The sequence below is a fragment of the Priestia sp. FSL H7-0729 genome (genome assembly GCF_038005685.1).
GTDB lineage: Bacteria > Bacillota > Bacilli > Paenibacillales > Paenibacillaceae > Paenibacillus.
Window position 1 is genome coordinate 20,794 of sequence record NZ_JBBOTQ010000014.1, and the last position, 17,096, is coordinate 37,889.

A 17,096-nucleotide genomic window follows, 5' to 3' on the forward strand; every position below is an offset into this window, starting at 1 on the left:
AAAAATAATACACTCATTATACACAACGCTCAGACACCTGTCGATTGCCTCCTGACAATTTTGCTATTTGCATTTTACGGCTACATTCGTTATTCTGCCGGGTTATCCTGCGTCAACGTTATCATCCGTGTGGTAATAGAACTCAGTAAAGTACAGAAGGGGGAGTCCACCGTTGGTCTCATTGCGCCGCCATACATCAGACCGCAAGTCTTCACGCGGCAAATTTCCATACATACGAACAGGGCTTGCCCTATTGGCCCTATGGCTCATCGCCGTCATGCTCTATCAGACATATAAACCACTACCACCGGGTATTTCCTACGAAAGTCCGGAGTATCGTGTGGATCAAGTCGATTTTCTGCATGATCTCACGTATCCTTCTTCCGATGGTCAGATGCAGCATGAACAGCAGATCTTCCAGCGCATGATGCAGATTGTGGAGGAAGCAGAGCAGTTTGTCCTGGTGGATATGTTCCTGTTCAATAATTATCAACACAAGGGGCAGAACTTTCCTCCCGTGAGTACTGAATTTACCGAAGCTCTGGTCGCCAAAAAAAATCAGCATCCTGATATGGACATCTGGTTCATTACAGATGAAGTAAATACCAACTATAACTCAGCACCCAATCCGTTGCTGGAACAAATGACACAAGCAGGCATTAACGTGGTCGTCACGGATGTTGACCCCCTGCGTGATTCAACTCCGGTATACTCTGCGGTCTGGCGGACCTTCTTCCAATGGTTCGGCCAATCCGGAGACGGCTGGATCAAGAACTTGATGGCAACGGATGGTCCGGATGTCACTGTGCGTTCTTATCTCAAACTGCTTAATGTGAAGGCAAACCATCGTAAAGTTGTCGTTAGTGAAAAGAAAGCCATTGTCTCTTCAGGCAATATCCATGATGCGAGTGCCTACCACTCGAACATTGCCTTTGAAGTAACAGGTCCAGTCATTGGAGATATTCTTCAGTCAGAACAAGCTGTACTGGATATCTCCGGCGGAGGTCAGGTTCCTGCCTACACAGCGCCTTCCACAGATTCCAACACGGGAGATTTGCGAATACGCTATTTAACTGAAGGCAAGGTGAATGACGCTGTTCTCCATGAGATCAATCAGACTGGCAAAGGTGACACCTTATGGATGGGCATGTTCTATGTGGCCTCTCCAAAAGTATTGGAAGCCCTGCTCGAAGCATCGGAACGGGGAACCGAGATCCGGCTTGTACTTGATCCAAATGAAAATGCCTTTGGTCAGGAAAAGATCGGTATTCCGAACCGTCCTGTCGCTGCCGAATTGCATGATAAATCCAACGGTAAAATACAGATCCGCTGGTATAATACCACCAAAGAGCAATACCACACCAAGATGATCTATATTGCCAAAGCAACCGGAGATCATATCGTGCTTGGCGGTTCAACCAACTTCACCCCCCGAAACATGAATGACTACAATCTGGAGAATGATCTATGGGTTGCTGCACCTCCAGACAATAAGTTCACTCGCGATATCGCGAATTATTTTGAGCGTATTTGGAATAATGATGATGCCGAGTTCACGTTGAACCTGGATGAATTTCAGGAGAAGACCACGTTCTTGAAAGGTATCCTATATAAACTGCAGCTGATTCTGGGTCTTACGACCTTTTGATTAGAAACCACATTCATACCTGATATCCGCCTGTACTCTCGTGTACAGGCGGATATTTTCATCTTGACAGGTGATGTGAAGTGTGAAAATATAATTACCTAACGACCGTTAGGAAGGTGATCTGATGACTGCACAATCCATTCGCGATGCAGCCCTGTTCCATTTTGCCAGAGATGGCTATGAGGGGGCTTCACTGCGAGCTATAGCTGATGAAGTCGGGATTAAAAAACCGTCCATATATGCACATTTCAGCTGCAAGGATGATTTGTTTTTGCACACCCTGGCGTTTGCTTTTCACGAAGTAACACGGCACACGCTCGAATATTTCCGTGATCATGAGGATCTGCCATTGGAGCAGAGGCTGAAGGGCTTGCTGATCTGGTTCGAACAAGAATACAATGCACACGCCTCTGCTCGCTTGATGCTGCGCAATTGTTTCTACCCACCACTTTCCCTGTATAGCGAAGTGATGGATCTGGTGTATCCGTTTATCGATGGTATGGAACGTGTGTTGACTCGTTTGCTGCAACGGGCAATGCGTCTTGGAGATATTCCGCCCATTCCTGCGGAACAGGCCGCTATTGCATTCATGACGTTTCTCGACGGGATTACCGTGGAGATCATTTATGGAAGTTCCCGTCGGTACAAGAGACGGTTGGAAGCAGCTTGGCCTGTCTTCTGGCATGGCATTCATCATCTGAACGAAGAGGCACGAAGTGTTGTGCCGGAAGGAGATTCAACATCATGAACCGCAACTGGTTATATGTATTTATTGGTGGCATTATTGAGATTGTCTGGGTAAGCGGGCTGAAACATGCCTCGAATGCCTGGGAGTGGACTTTGACGGGGATTGCCATCGTGATCAGCTTTGGACTGATCATTGCTGCTTCCAAAAGACTGCCTGTCGGTACGGTGTACGCCGTCTTTACGGGGATTGGTACGGCAGGTACCGTCCTTACGGAAATGGTCCTGTTCGGCGAACCGTTCCGCTTGGCCAAAGTATTGCTCATTGGATTGTTGCTCTGCGGCGTAATTGGACTGAAGCTGGTTACCGATCAGCAAGAAGCCAAAGGAGGTGCAGTATAATGGCTTGGATGGCAATTGTAGGTGCAGGGATATGTGAAATTTTCGGCGTGATCGGTATTAATGGTGCTTCTACTCGCAAAGGATGGCCTTATATCGTCCTGATGTTAGTATCGTTTGTGTTCAGCTTCTCGCTGTTATCCTACGCCATGACGTCCATTCCCATGGGCACAGCGTATGCGGTGTGGACGGGGATCGGGACGGTCGGCAGTACGTTAACAGGCATGTTCCTGTTCGGTGAACGGAAAGAAGCGAAGCGTATTCTGTTTATCGCGATGATTTTGGTGGCAGCCGTTGGTTTGAAACTGATCACATAATGGAACGAACTGAATTACACTCTATATCTCCGATTGCAGTACCACTTTCCGATCGCTGTTATCCCCAGATTTCTTTGATCCCCTTTGAAGAGGGATAAGCTTCCATTATGATATCTATTAAATTCTGTAATATAAAAAAGACGACTTCGATCAGGAAGTCGTCTTTTTTGGGATATGATATAAATAGGGAACCTCTTTATACTCTGCCACGTAAGAAAGGATGTCGTAATCATGAAAAAATTATTAGCACGCATGGGCTCTTATACAGGGTATACCCTTCTGATCGGCATGGCCATCTTCTATCTCATCGCTCTAGTCGCCATAATTATACTCGCTTTGTACGCCTTCACTGGAGGAGCCTAACTTAAACGTTCTAGATAGAAATACCCAATCGTCGTACATACAGGCTACACCTTGTTACATGTTGTTCTTTTTCCCTTTGATCATCCTCTTTCCTCCATATTAAATTTCCAATTTACTCCCATTTGAATTCCTTTATCCAGATCGTTTATACTTGGTTTGACCTTAAAGTCAATTCAAGAACTCACAAGTTCCCTGATGAGGTGAATGGATCGTTAATGAACCCAATACATGAAATGAATGAGAAGAAAAAACTCATCGTTACTACAGCACTCAAGCTATTCTCGTCCAAAGGCAGTGCTGCAACCTCCATGCAAGAGATTGCTGAACTATGCGGGATGTCCAAAGGCAGCCTTTATATCATGTTCAAATCCAAAGAGGAATTAGAAGCCAGTACGCTGGAGTACTGCATGTACACGCTAATGGACGAGATGACGCAGATTGAGCATGAAGCTAGCCTCTCCTCGCGAGAACGCCTGCACAAGCAGATCGAAACACTGCTCATTCATGTAGCCGAATTCAAGGAATTTTTGCGGGTACAGATGCGCAGCATGATGATGGATGATGAGCAACATCGCAAGGAACAATGCAATCCGTTGCAAAGAGACTTGGAGATCCGCACCTTACATTGGTTTAAAGATAAGTTGGAAGAGCAGTATGGACCGGAGATTGAACCTTATACGATTGATCTTATTTTGTTGACACACGGACTGTTCCTCTCCTACGTGAAAATCTGGTTTACAGAGATGCCATCTCTTACCGTTACCAAAATGGCAGCAAACTTGCTGCAAATGATGGACTATGCCGCACATGGATTTCTTAACCAGCGACCTGAACCTTTGATTCCTCTGGAGGAATGGCCTGCCTGGATTACCGAGGCCCAACCAGATTCCACGGTGATGCGACACCCAATTCATATCATCAAACAAATGCAGGATATCGCCGCCTCCGATTTGCCACCAGGGCAACCGAAGAATGATGCACTTGAAACCATTGCCATTCTCAGGCAGGAGATGATGGAATTCACGCCGCGCCGTGCCATTATTTTGGGCATGATGCACAATCTGGAGAACGTAACTGCCATTCAAGCCTTGCATTCCGAGCTTCAGCATATTTTGGATGCCATGTATAACCGGTTCATCCAAGCTGACTCGTCACACACATAAACAGGAGAAACAGAGAGGAGAAGAAACCATCGTATGAAAGGTATTATTAATTTTTCACTGAACAACAAGTTTGCGATTTGGATTCTGACGATTATCATCTCTTTCGCAGGTCTGTACAGCGGATTGACGATGAAACAAGAGACCATTCCGAACATCAACGTACCGTTTCTGAATGTCACTGCCATTGATCCGGGGGCTGCACCGGAGGGTATTGTTGAAGATGTCACGAAGCCGCTGGAACAGAAGCTGCGCAATGTTGATGGCGTGAAGACCGTTACCTCCACTTCCATGGAGAATGCCGCATCCATCACACTCGAATTCGATTATGGTACAGATCTGACCAACGCAACGGCAACCGTTCGTGAAGCACTGAATGAAGTCCAATTGCCTGACAGCGTGCAGAAGCCGACCATTTCCAAATTCAGCATTAACTCTTTCCCGGTTGTATCTCTGAGCCTGTCCGACAAGGACGGTGGTGACCTGGAACAATTGACACGACTGGTTGAATCGGATATTCAGCCTGCACTCGAAGATATTGACGGTGTAGCTCAGGTTCAGGTGTCCGGTCAATATGTAAAAGAAGTTCAACTGAAGTTCGACCAAGCCAAAATGGCCGAGCTGGGCCTAACGGAAGATACGGTAAACGGCATCGTTCAAGGTTCCTCCATCCGTGTGCCCCTTGGACTGTTCGAACTGGATAAATCCCAGAAAGCCGTTGTCGTAGATGGAAACATCGTCGACATCGATGATCTGAAAAACCTTGCCATTCCCGTTGTACCCGGCGGTGCCGGTGCTGCCACAGGCAATGGTTCAGGTGCAGTTCCACAAGGTTCGGGAGCACCGACTGGTGAATCCTCGGCAGCTGGCGGAGCAGGTCAAGGTACCGCTCCTGGCTCGGCACAAGGAACAGACCCGTCCGCAGGTCAAGCTGCTGGCGGTAACGCAAGTGTAGGTAGTCCTTCAGCTGCTGCCAATGCGCCTGGCATTCCAACTGTAAAACTAAGTGAAATTGCCAAGATCGAAGTCATCGGTCAAGCGGAATCCATTTCCCGGACAGACGGCAAGGAATCGATCGGTATTTCCATTGTAAAATCCAATGATGCCAACACGGTTGATGTCGTTAACGCAGTCAAAGACAAAGCGGAAGAATTGCAATCGCAGTTCAAAAATGCTGATTTGACTGTACTGCTCGACCAAGGTAAGCCGATTCAGGACTCGGTGAACACGATGTTAGGCAAAGCCGTTTTTGGCGCTTTGTTTGCCATCCTGATCATCCTGCTATTCCTGCGGAATATCCGTTCAACCATTATCTCCATTATCTCGATCCCGCTCTCCTTGCTCATGGCATTGACTGCGCTCAATATGATGGACATCACCTTGAACATGATGACGCTGGGTGCCATGACGGTTGCCATCGGACGGGTTGTCGATGACTCCATCGTTGTCATCGAGAACATCTACCGCCGATTAACACTCAAGGGAGAGAGACTGAAAGGCCGTGAACTGGTCCGCGAAGCAACGCGCGAGATGTTCATTCCTATTCTTTCCTCCACCATCGTAACCATTGCTGTATTCCTGCCACTGGCATTGGTAAGCGGTATGGTCGGTGAGCTATTCATGCCATTTGCATTGACCATGGTATTCGCCTTGCTGGCATCTCTGCTCGTTGCCATTACCATTGTGCCGATGCTCGCGCATACCCTGTTCCGTAAAGGGTTGAAGAACAAACAGAATCACGAAGAAAAACCAGGCAAAATGGCGGAAGGTTACAAACGCCTGCTGAACTGGACACTGTCTCACAAACTCATCACGGTCAGTATTGCAGTGATCCTGTTGGTCGGAAGTTTGTTCCTTTATCCGTTCATCGGTGCAAGCTTCTTGCCGGAACAACAAGATAAATATGTGACCATTACGTACAGTCCACAAACCGGATCTTTGCGTGAGGATGTAGAAAAAGAAGCACTCGTTGCCGAGAAGTGGTTGTTGAAACAACCAGGTCTGGAGAAAATGCAATATTCCATTGGTGGCACGAATCCACTGAGCAGTATGGGTGGCGGTGGCGGAAACTCAGCGCTATTCTATATTGAATATAACGAAGATACGAAGAACTTTACTCAAGTGAAAGAACAGCTTGTCGAAGGTCTGAAGAAGGAAGTTACCGTAGGAACCTGGAATGAGCTCGACATGTCCGGCGGTCTGGGTGGCAGTGGCTTGAGCCTATCCATCTATGGTGATAATGTAGAGCAACTCAAACCTGTATCGGATGAAATTCTGAAACTGGTTGAAGCGGATAAGGATAATTTTGAAAAAGCAGACACGACACTCGCAGACACCTACGGGCAGTATACGCTCGTGGCAGATCAGGAGAAATTAAGCTCCCTCGGCTTGACTGCAGGCCAACTGGCTATGACTCTGAGCCCGGCACGGGAACGTCCTGTGCTCACGGAAGTTGATATTGATAACAAGACGTATAAAGTATATGTAGAGACAGACGATAAAACATTCAGCAGCATTAATGAGATTGAGGATGAGATTGTCACTTCCCCGCTCGGCATCCAAGTTCCGATCAAAGATGTTGCCAAAGTGGAAGAAGGTACATCCCCGAACTCCATCATGCAAATTGATGGTAAGGTTGTTGTACAAGTGACAGCCAACATCCTGGCTTCGGATGTACAGAAAGCTTCAAGTAACTTACAGGCTGAGATCGACAAATTGGATCTGCCTGATGGCGTTGAAGTGAAATTCGGCGGTACAACCGAACAGATTAATGATACCTTTACTCAACTTGGTCTCGCTATGCTGGCGGCTATCGCCATTGTATACTTCGTTCTCGTTGTTACATTCGGCGGCGGATTGGCACCATTCGCCATCCTGTTCTCCCTGCCATTTACGGTGATTGGTATTATGGTAGGTCTGTTCATCGCTGGGGGTACGCTTGACGTCTCCGCCATGATGGGTGGACTGATGCTCATCGGAATCGTGGTCACCAACGCCATCGTGTTGATCGACCGTGTTATTCATAAGGAAAAAGAGGGTATGCCTACCCGTGAAGCCTTGCTGGAAGCCGGTGCAACTCGTCTGCGTCCAATTCTGATGACCGCTCTCGCAACGATCGGTGCCCTGTTACCACTCGTAACGGGCCTCGAAGAAAGTGCAGGGATCATCTCCAAAGGACTCGGAATTACCGTAATCGGCGGTCTGATCAGCTCCACGTTGCTCACGCTGGTTATCGTACCGATTGTGTATGAGTTCCTGATGAAATTCAAAAAGAAAAGAATCGAAGATTAAGAAGTAGAGAGTCGTGCTCATATAACGGTTCGAGTACAACTTAGATACAGACTATACGTTCTAACCTCTAGCCCCTTAGCGCATATCGGAATGAGTGATTTCCGATGTGATGCGAAGGGGCTTTTTTATGTAAATGTACAGAAGATATAAACTGACATAGGAATAATTCATTTTAATCGAAATCACAAAAATAATGGACTCGATTGTCATTTGAAACAAATGAACGTTAGATTTCTGCCCATCTGCTGTAAATCGACTTATAATATGGATTAATTATGCAAGTTGACGCGGATTCCAGACTCCAGATAGGTCACATGTGATTGGGGAAGGACGGTGGTTGTGTGGGGGAGACAACGCTACATATTCAAGTCAGAGACATGTTAAAACGTCCCGTGTTTCGCAAGGCAGAAGTCCTGGCCAGTGATCGTGCGCTGGAGCGGTACGTTCGCTGGGTTCATATCATGGAGGTTCCAGAGGTTGGGGATTTGCTCAATGGCGGGGAATTGGTGCTGACAACAGGCATTGGTTGGCAGGAAGGTGAGGAGCGAGGCCTGTCTTTTCTGCGTCAGTTAATTGCACGCGGGGCTGCCGGGCTCTGCATGGAACTGGGGGATCACACAAGATCGCAACTCGGTGCCATGAAAGAAATTGCAGTCGCAGCGGATTTCCCATTGATCTGGTTCCACGAACAAGTCCGTTATATTGATATTACGCAAGACCTGCATTTCACCCTGATTCGCAGTCATCAGCGGATGATCGCCGAACTCGATCATCTCACCACCTCGTTTAACCAACTTCTTCTGAATGGAGATGGCGTACAACCCTTACTTCGATTACTATCACGAACAACTGGATGTGCCGTGGCGTTATACCCATTTGAAGGGGAAGCAAGTAGCGTTCCCTATTGCTCTCCAGAGCAGCTGGAGACTCGTCGGCAGGAATGGTTTTCACAGCAAAGACATTCGGAGGGTGAGGATCGTACAGCGTTAAAAGCATACACGGATAATACATTGCCTGCATTCAGCATGCCTGTTCGGGCGTTGGACTACACCTTTGCCGATCTTGTACTCATGCATCAAAAACTGCCCGATTACGATTCAAGCATACCCATCCAACCTTCGGATGAATTCGTTATTCAGGCAGTGGAACGGTGTGCGGCTGCGATTGCTCAGGATTGGATGCGCACCAAATACATGGAAGAGAAACGCCGCTACAAAGAAGATATGTGGGTCATTGACTGGCTTAACGGACATCACTCCACGAAGGAAATTCATGAATATGTATCCAGCGTTAATCCCCTTCTCGCAACGAGCAAGGCCACCATTATCTTATTCGATAGCAACCCTGCATACACAGACAGCCTCAGACTTCAGAAATTATTGATCCAACGTAACATTGTCGCCCGATCCGTGTTCGCTCGGGAGAATTTCACCCTCTACAGCACCGTTCTGAATCACCAGATCATACTTATCATTCTCGACCCACTACCTGGATCTCAGCTCAAAAGCAGTCTCTGGCGCTGCATCGAACAGCTGCAGCAGCACGAGCAGGAACAAACCCACTGCCTCTTCTCAGGCCTGATCGGTATTGGTCATAACTGCACAGACCTCTCCCGTCTCAAAGATAGTCTGGAATCCGCAAAGGAGACACTGCGAATTCAGAAGGACATCGGTGTGATGCAACAGCCCTTTTACAGTAATCTTCATTGTTACCGCATCATCGCCAGTATGAAGCAGAGTGGCAGTCTGGATGATTTCATTGAAGAATATCTGGGGCCGCTCATCCGTTACGATGTAGAGAAAGGAGGTCAGTTGCTGCGCACGCTCAAACAATATTTGGTCCTGTGCTGCTCCAAGCAAGAGACGGCCACCGCGCTATATATCGTCAGACAGACGCTGTATCACCGTTTGGACAAAATCGAAGCCCTTTTGGGAGAAGACTACATCCTCCCGGAGAAGCGGGTAGCGATCGAACTTGCACTCTATGCGTATGAGTACGTTCACGGCCCGATCGCATGAAGGCTTAGTACGGTCCTATGGTCTATGGTCTATGCTCCCCGCTGCTCCTGAAGCTGGCGAATCAGGATGTGACTGAACCACTTCCGTCCAGACGCCGTGCCCACGTATTGCTCTTGTTTCTCTTCGGGAAGATCCGGGTGCCCCCATATGATGTGAGCACCCTCCAGATGTTCCCGTACCGCATAGATCCGATACCCCTGTGCAACCATTCGCTCGATGGCGATCCTCTCGGCTTCAAACACATCATGATCCGACATCAGCTTCTCCCTCCATTCACTGCCGTCACAGGCTGTTTCATCGGTATGGGTGCACCTGCATCATATTTATTGCGCTTTACATATTGCCCCGCCCCTGCCAATCCAGCAAATTGCCGATCTCGAATAACGTATTCCCCGCGGCACAACACCGTCACCGGACAACCCTGTACCTGCATGCCTTCAAAAGCACTGTAATCGACATTCATATGATGCGTGTCTGCCGAGATCACCCTGTTTACAGAGGGGTCAAAAATAACGATATCCGCATCTGTCCCTACAGCCAGCGTACCTTTCTGCGGAAATAATCCAAATAACTTGCTCGCTCTTGTCGAGCATAGATCGACCCATTGATTGAGCGTAATCCGCCCTTTGACTACACCTTCCGAATAAAGAATGCTGAGGCGATCTTCGATCACAGGCCCCCCGTTCGGAATTTTGCTGAAATCATCCTTGCCCAGGTCCTTCTGACCTTTGAAGTTAAACGAGCAATGATCCGAGCCAATCGTCTGCAACTGACCACTTCTCAATGCGTTCCACAAGACGTCCTGATGAGCTGCTTCCCGCAGCGGTGGTGACCAGACATACTTTGCACCCTCAAAGTCCGGCTGATCCATGATCGACTGATCCAACGTCAAATACTGAGGACAGGTCTCCCCCCAGATCCGATAGCCCATTTCACGCATGCGCGCGATCTGCTCCACCGCTTCTGCACAGGTTACATGCACCACATACAACTGTGAATCCGCAAGTGCTGCCAAACGAGCCGCACGGCCTGTCGCTTCTCCCTCCAGCATGGATGGACGAGTCAGCGCATGATGAATTGGTTCCGTGCGCCCTTCCGCGAGCGCCTGTCGAACCAGCAGGTCGATGACATCCCCGTTCTCGGCATGAACCATGACGAGTGCGCCGTACTCTTTTGCCTTTTGCAACGTCTGGAAGAGAATACCGTCATCGGCCTGGAACTGGTTCTTGTACGCCATGAACACCTTGAACGATGACACACCCTCTTCTTCAATGATCTGCGGCAACTCTTCCAGCACCTGATCATTCATCTCGCCGATCATGAGATGGAAACCGTAGTCAATGGTGGCTTTACCCTCGGCTTTGGCATGCCACTCCTGGAGGGATTCGATTAATGGACGGCCTTTTTGTGTCAGGCAGAAATCGATGATCGTCGTTGTACCACCAAAGGCTGCAGCTGTCGTTCCCGTCGCAAAATCATCCGCTGTTACCGTTCCACCGAATGGCATATCCAGATGTGTATGCGGGTCGATCCCGCCCGGAATGACGTAACAGCCCGCTGCATCCACAATTTCCGTTCGTTCGTCAGGCACCAGTCCGATGCCAATCTGTGTGATTTTACCCTTTTCGATCAAAATATCTGCTTCAAAGGTATCTGACGCTGTGACCAAAACACCGTTACGAATCAATTTACGGGTATTCATGATATCGCCTCCTTGGTTGATTGATCTCTGACCGATTGCAGCATGGCAATCGCAGACTGACGTTCATTCCAGGTTACAGGTTCCTGCTCAGGCACAAGCTCCACCATCTCAATTGCCCCATCCACCGGGCAAACGATCGAACACAGATTGCAGCCAACACAATCCTCCTCCACCACTTCCAGATATGAACCGGACGGGTCGGTCAACATATCAATACACTGGTGCGAAGTGTCCTCACAAGCAATATGGCATTTGTTGCAATTGATGCAGACATCGCGATTGATGCGGGCGACCACTTTATAGTTCAGATCGAGATGGCCCCAATCCGAGTAACGCGGAACCGTCTGACCTACCAGTTCAGCTACGCTGCTCAGACCCTTCTCATCCAGATAGTCGTTCAGCCCATCAATCATGTCCTCCACAATGCGGAATCCATGATGCATCGCTGCGGTACATACCTGAACCCCTGTAGCACCCATGAGCAAAAACTCTGCCGTATCCCGCCAGTCAGATATGCCACCAATACCCGAGATCGGCACACCCACCTCCGGATTACGTGCGCACTCGGCAACCATGTTCAGTGCAATGGGTTTCACGGCTGGGCCACAATACCCGCCGTGCGCTCCTTTGCCGCCCACATGAGGCACGGTATTCCACGAATCCAGATCCACACCTGCCAGGGAGTTAATCGTATTGATTAGCGAGATCGCATCTGCGCCGCCGCGGACAGCCGCTCGGGCTGTCGCCGTAATATCCGTGATATTCGGCGTGAGCTTCACAATTACCGGTGTGGTCGCCACTTCCTTCACCCACATCGTCTGTAGTTCGACCAGATCAGGTTGCTGACCAGAGGCGGCTCCCATACCACGTTCAGCCATACCATGCGGGCAGCCAAAGTTCAGTTCCAGGCCATCGACACCGACGGCTTCCACCTTTTTGACAATCTCATGCCACTTCTCCCGTGTAGGTTCCACCATCAGTGAAGCGACAACCGCGCGATCCGGGAAGCGCTTCTTGGTCTCAGCAATCTCCCGCAGATTCACTTCCAGCGGACGATCAGATATCAATTCAATATTGTTAAACCCCGCCACCCGTTGTCCGCCAAAATGAACCGCCGCGAAACGCGAAGATGTATTGATAATCGGCTCACCCAGTGTCTTCCACACCGCGCCGCCCCAGCCCGCTTCAAACGCACGCTGAACCTGATACCCCGTATTGGTCGGTGGTGCAGAAGCCAGCCAGAATGGATTGGGTGATCGAATACCTGCCAGATTAATGGATAAGTCAGCCATAACGATCCCTCCTTGGTGTTGTTTTAACTTACTATATAAGTTGAACTAAAGATTATTTATACTGACACTACGATGACAGAATAACCTTCCAATCGCTGTTATCCCCAGATAAACGCGAACGCTTTGCTTTTTCAGGTTTTTTCTGTCCTCTCCGTTATCGTGTAAATGATTAGTTCAACTTATATAGTTACACTGGAATATTTGGTTGTGCTCAGGATCTCTGCGTAGTAATTAGTTTTAGATAGCACGCGCCTAAATTCTAACGAACCTTACAACTCTTATTTGACTCATATGCGGCACTTTCAAAATCTAACGAATCGTAGAAAGCTTATATTACTGTAGTAGCTCATTTCGGCTTCATTTCAACACGTGTTCGTCAACATAAGACGTGTGAGATTCGTTAGATTTTTCAATCCTCCATAATTGCCACGATAAGGTGTGTAGGGTTCGTTAGCGTGTCAGGGACAATAGAATTCGGCGCACACATTCCACGCTTTCCTTGTACTCTCCATTTCCCCTTGTCTCCCTCGCTGCTCAAGCCGTCTCTTCCACCTGCCCAGGCAATGCCTTCATGAGTGCGGCAGCAGCCAGCTTACCTTGCTGTGCAGCCGAGACAACCATCGCCTCACCCTGGCCCTGACCAAAAATAACATCTCCTGCCGCATAGATCTGAGGGTGCGAGGTACGGTAAGTATGTGGCTCAATCTCGACGACACCCCAGTGGTGACGCAGCCCAAACGCTTCGATTAATGGTAATAAACGATGCTGTCCAATCGCCCGGATGACCGTATCACATTCAATCATGAACTCCGACCCTTCCACAGGTACAGGCAATGCACGCCCACCCCCAGGCGGAGTAATCAGTTCCATCTTCACACATTCTACAGCCTGAACCCGACCGTTCTCGTCTCCAATAATACGCTGCGGCATCGTAAACCAGCGGAACTCCACACCCTCCTGCTTGGCAAACGTATATTCAAACGCATACGCCGTCATTTGGCTTTCCCCGCGCCGATATAACATCTGCACCCGCTCGGCACCAAGACGTACCGAACAGGTCGCTGCATCTACCGCCGTATTGCCCGCGCCAATCACGGCGACCTTCAGACCATTCAGCGCGGGCGGAACACCCTGCTTCGTAGATTCCACCAGTTCAATCGCATCATAGACACCTTCCAGTGTTTCCCCTTCAATACCAAGCATAGGTACTGAACCCATGCCACAGGCCAGAATGACCGCTTCATGCTGCTCCAACAACTGCGAAGCAGGAATATCTACTCCAATGCGCACCCCATAACGGATCTGTACACCAAGCGCTTCTACCTGCTCCACTTCCCATAGTGCTACCGATTCGGGCAGACGGAAGGATACGATACCGTAGGTATTTAGCCCACCGCCTTTGGGTTTGGCTTCATAGATCGTCACCTCATACCCTGCACGCCCCAGTTCACGCGCCGCCGATAATCCCGCAGGCCCGGCTCCTACAACAGCAACATTTCTCCCATTGGCAGGTGCTGCCTGGAATAACGGCTCATTCTTCGCCCTTGACCAGTCGGTGGCGTAACGCTGCAAGTCACCAATACGAATCGGCTTCGACGATTCGTTCAGCACACATGCGCCTTCACACAACTCTTCTGTGGGGCACACGCGTGCGCAGCTGGCTCCAACCGGATTCGCATCCATGATGGTGCGGGCCGATCCTTTCAGGTGCCCTGTTGATATTTTGCTAATAAAAGAAGGGATATTAATGTCGGTTGGACAGGCCTTGATACAAGGTGCATCGTAACAGTACAGACAGCGGTTCGATTCCTCCATCGCTTCCTTACCTGTCATGGCGGGTTTCATCTCGGCAAAACGACTCTCCCACCCATAATCGGATAACGTTGTTCCTGAGCTGTTCATCAATGTCATGCACCTCCTGGAGAATGATCTATGCTATCTCAAACAATCTTGCGTGCATTACACGTGCCACCCCGCTGACAGAATCACTTACCGATCACCTATTGCCGCTTCCTACAGACTAACCAGATGTTCATACGTTTCTGGTCTGCGATCACGGTAGAATTGCCATACATTCCGCACCTCACGAATCATCTCCGTATCCATCTCGCCAATGACGACCTCATCCTGATCCCTGCTGCCGATGGCAACCATTCTTCCTCGTGGATCGACCAAGTACGACTGCCCATAAAATTCACCCATATTCCAAGGCGCTTCCACGCCAACCCGGTTAATGGCTGCAACATAATAGCCGTTGGCTACTGCGTGAGCAGGCTGTTCCAGTTTCCATAGATATTCCGATGTACCCGCGACCGTAGCGGACGGATTGAACACAATCTCTGCCCCCGCCAGCCCCAGTAGTCGTGCCCCTTCCGGAAAATGACGGTCATAACAGATGTACACGCCAACTCTGGCGTAAGCTGTATCAAATACCGGAAACCCGAGGTTGCCTGGTTTGAAATAATACTTTTCCCAGAACCCATTTGTACCCTCACCTGCTTCCACATGCGGGATATGATGTTTGCGGTATTTGCCCAGATACGTACCATCTGCATCAATGACGGCTGCCGTATTGTAATACGAAGCAATGCCCTCCACCTCGTACACCGGCAAAATAATCACCACCGCGAGCTCCTTCGCCAGCTCCTGAAAAATCTTGGTCGTAGGCCCTTCCGGCACGGGTTCAGCGGATGCATACCATTTGGGATTTTGCTCTGTACAAAAGTACGGCCCATAAAATACTTCCTGCAATCCGATGATCTTGGCCCCTCTTGCAGCAGCTTCACGGACCAACCTAATGTGCTTCTGAACCGCAGCCTCTTTGTGAACTTCAACGGGAGCCGAGCCTTCAATCTCATGTGAAGCCTGGATTAATCCGATGCTGATTTTGCCCATATCGTCACAACGCCTCCTCAGGTAAAATGGTTGGTTGGTTCACTCCACCGCACATCCTTCGAATGGTTCGATACAACACTTCCGTGCCGAGTCCAATATCCTCCGGAGAGGAATATTCGCTGGGATGATGACTGATGCCGTCCTTGCTGCGGACAAAGATCATGCCATAATCACACACACGCGAAAGGGCCAACGCATCATGGAACGGACCACTCATCAGTTCTGGCAAAGTAATCCCGATCTCTTCCGCAGATGAACGAATCACCGATTGGATTGACTCTGCACAATACCTTGGCTCACTGTTCGTATCCTCGGTAAGCGAATACGTTAGACCATATCGGGAACTCACGTCATCCAAAATGTTCATCAATCGGGCTTCCACCCGGTTCCTGCGTTCCATCTCCATGTCTCGTAGATCAACCGTGAAGCTGACTTCCTCTGGGATGATATTACGCGAATCCGGAAACACCCTCAGACTTCCTACCGTACCTACAGTTGGTGCTTCCGGGTCTTCTCTCACCATATCGTCAAAAGCGGAAATAACTCTGGCGCTGCCTGCCAAAGCATCATGCCGCATGCCCATTGGAACGGAGCCAGCATGACCCGCCATACCTTTCATCGTCACCGTAAGCCACAGCGGGCCCGAGATGCCCGTCACCAGACCTATCGGAGCATTCAGCGATTCCAACACTGGCCCCTGCTCAATGTGCAGCTCCAGATAACTGCCGATGGAACCTGGTGGATAGATCGCTTCTTCGAAATCCGAAGGAGAACAGCCGAAGGCTTCCAGCGCCTCCCGGCGGGTCACTCCGTTTTTATCCTGCCGCTCCAGTTCGCCTTCTTCCAACTGACCAGTTATACCACGTGAGCCGAACAGGCCTTTGTTAAAACGGGAACCCTCTTCATCGCAAAAAGCAATCACCTCAATCGGCATACGGGGCTGAATACCATTTTCGATCAGGCATTGCACTGCTTCGAGTGCACCGAGCACACCAATCGCTCCATCATATCGACCGCCATATGGCTGTGAGTCGATGTGGGAACCAATCATGAGGATTGGCAGTGCCTGATCCACACCTTCGAGACGACCAATCAGATTGCCAAAGGCATCAAGTCGTGTCGTCAGACCGGCCTGCTCCATCCACAGCCGTACCTGTATGATGCCGTCCATATCCTCCGGGGTCAGGGCAAGTCGACAGACGCCCGTCTCTGCGATTCGGCCAATCTGTGACAATTGCTCAATTCGCTCATTCAGCCGAAGCTGATTAATGAGTGTACCTGTTGTGGTCTGCATCCTCCCTCGCCTCCTAAGCAAGCATAATTATCA

Annotated in this window: 14 protein-coding genes; 8 read left to right on the forward strand and 6 right to left on the reverse strand. The window is 49.4% G+C overall.

The features are described from left to right. The first annotated feature begins 172 nt into the window (after positions 1-172). From MHH93_RS23480 to MHH93_RS23515, 8 genes are all read left to right on the forward strand, one after another. Positions 173-1,648 carry a phospholipase D family protein gene (locus tag MHH93_RS23480; protein WP_500055987.1) on the forward strand — a complete coding sequence of 492 codons (1,476 nt, stop codon included), beginning with the start codon at positions 173-175 and terminating at the stop codon, positions 1,646-1,648. Between the two features lie 124 nt (positions 1,649-1,772). Further along, positions 1,773-2,396 (forward strand): TetR/AcrR family transcriptional regulator, encoded by a 624-nt coding sequence (locus MHH93_RS23485; protein ID WP_500055988.1) that lies wholly within the window; start codon positions 1,773-1,775, stop codon positions 2,394-2,396. Beyond that, positions 2,393-2,734, forward strand: coding sequence for a DMT family transporter (locus MHH93_RS23490; RefSeq protein WP_017691902.1), 342 nt, complete (start codon positions 2,393-2,395; stop codon positions 2,732-2,734). Before MHH93_RS23485 ends, MHH93_RS23490 begins: the two co-directional genes overlap by 4 nt. After that, positions 2,734-3,048 carry a DMT family transporter gene (locus MHH93_RS23495; protein ID WP_062836933.1) on the forward strand — a complete coding sequence of 105 codons (315 nt, stop codon included), beginning with the start codon at positions 2,734-2,736 and terminating at the stop codon, positions 3,046-3,048. Before MHH93_RS23490 ends, MHH93_RS23495 begins: the two co-directional genes overlap by 1 nt. A 231-nt stretch (positions 3,049-3,279) precedes the next feature. Continuing rightward, entirely contained in the window at positions 3,280-3,411 is a 132-nt protein-coding gene (locus MHH93_RS23500) for a hypothetical protein (RefSeq protein WP_500055989.1), read from the forward strand. Positions 3,412-3,626: 215 nt separating this feature from the next. Continuing rightward, on the forward strand, positions 3,627-4,574 hold the full coding sequence (locus MHH93_RS23505; protein WP_500055990.1) for a TetR/AcrR family transcriptional regulator: 948 nt from the start codon (positions 3,627-3,629) through the stop codon (positions 4,572-4,574). 33 nt (positions 4,575-4,607) lie between these two features. Further along, positions 4,608-7,862 (forward strand): efflux RND transporter permease subunit, encoded by a 3,255-nt coding sequence (locus tag MHH93_RS23510; RefSeq protein ID WP_500055991.1) that lies wholly within the window; start codon positions 4,608-4,610, stop codon positions 7,860-7,862. Between the two features lie 341 nt (positions 7,863-8,203). After that, complete coding sequence (locus MHH93_RS23515) at positions 8,204-9,880, forward strand: PucR family transcriptional regulator (RefSeq protein ID WP_500055992.1); 1,677 nt, start codon at positions 8,204-8,206, stop codon at positions 9,878-9,880. Positions 9,881-9,909: 29 nt separating this feature from the next. On the opposite strand, the gene MHH93_RS23520 is transcribed toward MHH93_RS23515, so the two are convergent. The 6 genes from MHH93_RS23520 to MHH93_RS23545 all read right to left on the reverse strand — a co-directional run bounded on the left by MHH93_RS23520 (position 9,910) and on the right by MHH93_RS23545 (position 17,063). Next, positions 9,910-10,137 carry a hypothetical protein gene (locus MHH93_RS23520; protein ID WP_500055993.1) on the reverse strand — a complete coding sequence of 76 codons (228 nt, stop codon included), beginning with the start codon at positions 10,135-10,137 and terminating at the stop codon, positions 9,910-9,912. Beyond that, a complete protein-coding gene (gene hydA, locus MHH93_RS23525) occupies positions 10,137-11,582 on the reverse strand; it encodes a dihydropyrimidinase (RefSeq protein WP_500055994.1) in 1,446 nt (481 codons plus the stop codon). Before hydA ends, MHH93_RS23520 begins: the two co-directional genes overlap by 1 nt. Next, the gene (gene preA, locus MHH93_RS23530) at positions 11,579-12,874 is read right to left on the reverse strand and encodes an NAD-dependent dihydropyrimidine dehydrogenase subunit PreA (protein WP_500055995.1); all 1,296 of its coding nucleotides are present in this window, start codon (positions 12,872-12,874) and stop codon (positions 11,579-11,581) included. Before preA ends, hydA begins: the two co-directional genes overlap by 4 nt. A gap of 534 nt (positions 12,875-13,408) precedes the next feature. Continuing rightward, entirely contained in the window at positions 13,409-14,776 is a 1,368-nt protein-coding gene (locus MHH93_RS23535) for an NAD(P)-dependent oxidoreductase (protein ID WP_500056051.1), read from the reverse strand. A 111-nt stretch (positions 14,777-14,887) separates the two neighbouring features. Continuing rightward, positions 14,888-15,769 (reverse strand): nitrilase-related carbon-nitrogen hydrolase, encoded by an 882-nt coding sequence (locus tag MHH93_RS23540; RefSeq protein WP_500055996.1) that lies wholly within the window; start codon positions 15,767-15,769, stop codon positions 14,888-14,890. 4 nt (positions 15,770-15,773) lie between these two features. Further along, positions 15,774-17,063, reverse strand: coding sequence for a M20 family metallo-hydrolase (locus tag MHH93_RS23545; RefSeq protein WP_500055997.1), 1,290 nt, complete (start codon positions 17,061-17,063; stop codon positions 15,774-15,776). Positions 17,064-17,096: the final 33 nt, after the last annotated feature.

Coding starts and splice junctions, on each gene's coding strand:
- MHH93_RS23485 (WP_500055988.1), top strand. CDS start 1,773: ATGACTGCACAATCCATTCGCGATGCAGCCCTGTTCCATTTTGCCAGA.
- MHH93_RS23490 (WP_017691902.1), top strand. CDS start 2,393: ATGAACCGCAACTGGTTATATGTATTTATTGGTGGCATTATTGAGATT.
- MHH93_RS23495 (WP_062836933.1), top strand. CDS start 2,734: ATGGCTTGGATGGCAATTGTAGGTGCAGGGATATGTGAAATTTTCGGC.
- MHH93_RS23500 (WP_500055989.1), top strand. CDS start 3,280: ATGAAAAAATTATTAGCACGCATGGGCTCTTATACAGGGTATACCCTT.
- MHH93_RS23505 (WP_500055990.1), top strand. CDS start 3,627: ATGAACCCAATACATGAAATGAATGAGAAGAAAAAACTCATCGTTACT.
- MHH93_RS23510 (WP_500055991.1), top strand. CDS start 4,608: ATGAAAGGTATTATTAATTTTTCACTGAACAACAAGTTTGCGATTTGG.
- MHH93_RS23520 (WP_500055993.1), bottom strand. CDS start 10,137: ATGTCGGATCATGATGTGTTTGAAGCCGAGAGGATCGCCATCGAGCGA.
- hydA (WP_500055994.1), bottom strand. CDS start 11,582: ATGAATACCCGTAAATTGATTCGTAACGGTGTTTTGGTCACAGCGTCA.
- preA (WP_500055995.1), bottom strand. CDS start 12,874: ATGGCTGACTTATCCATTAATCTGGCAGGTATTCGATCACCCAATCCA.
- MHH93_RS23535 (WP_500056051.1), bottom strand. CDS start 14,776: ATGAACAGCTCAGGAACAACGTTATCCGATTATGGGTGGGAGAGTCGT.
- MHH93_RS23540 (WP_500055996.1), bottom strand. CDS start 15,769: ATGGGCAAAATCAGCATCGGATTAATCCAGGCTTCACATGAGATTGAA.
- MHH93_RS23545 (WP_500055997.1), bottom strand. CDS start 17,063: ATGCAGACCACAACAGGTACACTCATTAATCAGCTTCGGCTGAATGAG.